Source organism: Polaromonas sp., from assembly GCF_030682935.1.
Lineage (GTDB): Bacteria > Pseudomonadota > Gammaproteobacteria > Burkholderiales > Burkholderiaceae_C > Polaromonas.
The window spans coordinates 1-2756 of sequence record NZ_JAUXNA010000199.1; the positions used below are offsets into that span (position 1 = coordinate 1).

The window sequence follows — 2756 nt, forward strand, 5'->3', positions numbered from 1 at the left end:
TGCACAACCCGGACTTTGCGGCGCTGGCGCGCGCCTACGGGTATGCGGGGGTGCGCATCACGCACACCGCCGAATTTGAAGCCGAGCTGCTGGCCGCGCTGGCCCGCCCCGATGGCACGCTGATCGAGGTGACGCTGAACCCGGAAGTCATCAGCACACGCGGCACGCTTTCGGCAATCACCCGGAACGCAATAGCTGATCAGGGCAATCGGGCGCTATAAATACAATAGCTGCTCGCGTCCGATGCTATTGCCCTGAAGGTCGATTTTTATCATGAGGCGTAGTGCCCAGGCAGACGGCCGGGCAGCTCATGAGGGCCAGCGTGGATGCTGGTCGTCGATGAAAAACTCATGGGAATGCGCGTTCGGGCCGCCGTGGTTCCGCCCTTGAACCAGGTGTGCATGCCCTGCTGGCAAGTCAGGGTGCTGATGCGCAAGTTCGGTCGTGTCTTCGCGATGCCACAAGCGGCTGGCCAGCACGATGGCGGCGACAGCCACCGCACCGAGCGTCAAAAAACTTATTCCCATGCCGGCTTTGGCGCCTAGCCATCCGGCGAGGGGGTAGGTCAACAGCCAGCAGGCATGTGACAGGGCAAACTGCGCAGCAAAGAGAGCAGGGCGGTCTTCTGGACCCGACGACTTGCGCAGCAGCCGGCCCGAAGGCGTCTGCGCTAGCGAATACCCCATGCCCATGATGAACCACAAGCCCACCAACAATTCAAAACTTGTGGGTGCCACACCGCCTGCCAGCAGCGCGGCTGCAATCAGTGCGGCTCCTGTCAGCATCACACGCCGCTCAGGCAGTCGGTCGAGCAGTGTTGGCAACGCAAACGCGACGATCATAGAGCCTGCGCCAAACGCGGCCAGCGCCAGGGCGGTGAACTTTTGTCCCAGACCCAGCCCTGCCTGAACCAGCACCACCGTGTTGACGATCACCATGGCACTACCGGCTGCAATGGCCATGTTGAGCGCCAGCAGGCCGCGCAGCCGGGGGGTGTGCAGGTAGATGCGAGCGCCGCGTGTGGTGCGCTCGTAAATGCCGCGCCTGGGCGGCAGCTTGGCGCGCGGCAGCACCGCCGAGACCACCAGTGCCGCTGACGCCAGAAAGCCAAGCACCGTACCGTTGAACAGGCTGTGGTAGGTCATCACGCTGAGCAGCGCAGCAGCAAGTGCCGGGCTGACGAGACTTTCCATGTCATAAGCCAGGCGCGACAATGACAGCGCTTTGGTGTAGTCCTTTTCATCGGGCAAAACGTCCGGGATGGTGGCCTGAAACGTGGGCGTGAACGCGGCCGACGCTGACTGCAGCACAAAGATCAGCACGTAAATTTGCCAGATCTGGTCAACGAACGGCAGCAGCAGGGCGACACCAGCGCGTATCACGTCCAGGCTGACGAGGACCGCCCGACGTGGCAGGCGCTCGGCAAAGGCGGAGGCGATGGGCGCTACGCCTATATACGCAAGCATCTTGATCGCCAGCGCTGTACCAAGCACTACGCCGGCGTTTGCTCCCGCCAGGTCATAAGCCAGAAGTCCGAGCGCGACGGTGGCCAGGCCGGTGCCGAGCAGGGCAATCACCTGTGCCAGGAATAAATGACGGTAAGTACGATTGGAGAGAACCTGGAACATGGATTACCTTTTTAACGGTCGCTCTCGAAGCCGCGTTCGGATTCGAACTGGCGCATTCTAATGTGAAACCACAACCCCCCCGGGGGGATGCTTTATATTGTTTTTGATTCCGATCGACAGGAGAGCGCGGCCGGACAAAGCCGCCAAGCGAGGCTTGACCCTTCACATCCCCTGGGATAGGATTTAACGATGAATGAAGAACATCGCCATCAGATTCAGCCCGCCGTGGTCAAGCGACTCAAGCGAGCGAGCGGGCACCTCAACAATGTCATCAGCATGATCGAGACCCAGCGGACTTGTCTGGAGGTGGCCCAGCAGCTCCATGCGGTTGAGCGTGCCATTGCAGCGGCCAAGAAGGCGCTGATTCATGAGCATCTGGACCACTGCCTCGACCACGCGCTGCAAAGCCAGCCGCGTGCTTCGCGGGAAGCCATGGCCGAATTCAAGGACATCACCAAGTACCTTTGAGGCAGGGGCGTGGACAAGACCCGGAACTCAAGTCCGCCCTGTACGACGCCGTCATATCCGGATGACCGCGTTGCGGCCCACGCCAACGAAATGCAAGCGCCAAAAAAAACGCCACCAGCCCTCTTGCCCTGTGCATGGAAAGGTGGTGGCGTGCATCGGCTGTGATTGCCGCTTGGTGTTGCGTCAGAGCACCCGCTTGATGGCGGTGTATTCGCCGTCGGCCTTCAGCGTCACCGTCACTTCGGCCTTCGAACGGTTGCGCCAGAACCAGCCATGCTTGCCGTCAAAGGCGGCTTCAAGTGTGCCCTCGTCCGAATTGACTTCACGGCCCTTGCCGTAGCCATGGTAAAAACCCGCCGGCGCTTGCACCGGGTCGCCATGCGCGTCGTAGTTGACCGTACCGCCGCGCGTTTCCCAGCGGTAGGCCACCTTGGCACCCTTGCGCATGTCGAGCTTCACCTCGGCCGCCTGACCCGGCTTGAGCGTCACGGTCATTTGCTGGCTTTGGCCGGCCACCACGGGTTTTTCCACTACGGCGGGCGCGCTCGGCGCTGGTGTAGCGGCTGCAACTGGTGCGGTTGACGCGGCGGATGCAGCTGCGGCGCCGGGCGCGGATGCAGGCGTTTCTGCAGCGGCTTCGCTGGCCAGGCTGACCTTGAT

The 2756-nt window shown here is 61.9% G+C and carries 4 protein-coding genes; 2 read left to right on the forward strand and 2 right to left on the reverse strand.

The window, feature by feature from the left end:
- Nucleotides 1-221: thiamine pyrophosphate-dependent enzyme (locus Q8K05_RS09165; RefSeq protein ID WP_305246323.1), on the forward strand; the 221-nt coding region annotated here is incomplete at its 5' end.
- Nucleotides 222-308: 87 nt separating this feature from the next.
- On the opposite strand, the gene Q8K05_RS09170 is transcribed toward Q8K05_RS09165, so the two are convergent.
- On the reverse strand, nucleotides 309-1628 hold the full coding sequence (locus Q8K05_RS09170; RefSeq protein WP_305246324.1) for an MFS transporter: 1320 nt from the start codon (nucleotides 1626-1628) through the stop codon (nucleotides 309-311).
- 189 nt (nucleotides 1629-1817) lie between these two features.
- Here Q8K05_RS09170 and Q8K05_RS09175 point away from each other — a divergent pair, with 189 nt between their 5' ends.
- Nucleotides 1818-2096: a metal-sensing transcriptional repressor gene (locus Q8K05_RS09175; RefSeq protein ID WP_305246325.1), complete on the forward strand. Its 279-nt coding sequence runs from the start codon at nucleotides 1818-1820 to the stop codon at nucleotides 2094-2096.
- Nucleotides 2097-2279: 183 nt separating this feature from the next.
- Here the strand turns inward: Q8K05_RS09175 and Q8K05_RS09180 are convergent.
- A partial coding sequence (locus Q8K05_RS09180) for a transmembrane anchor protein (protein WP_305246326.1) occupies nucleotides 2280-2756 on the reverse strand: 477 nt, incomplete at its 5' end.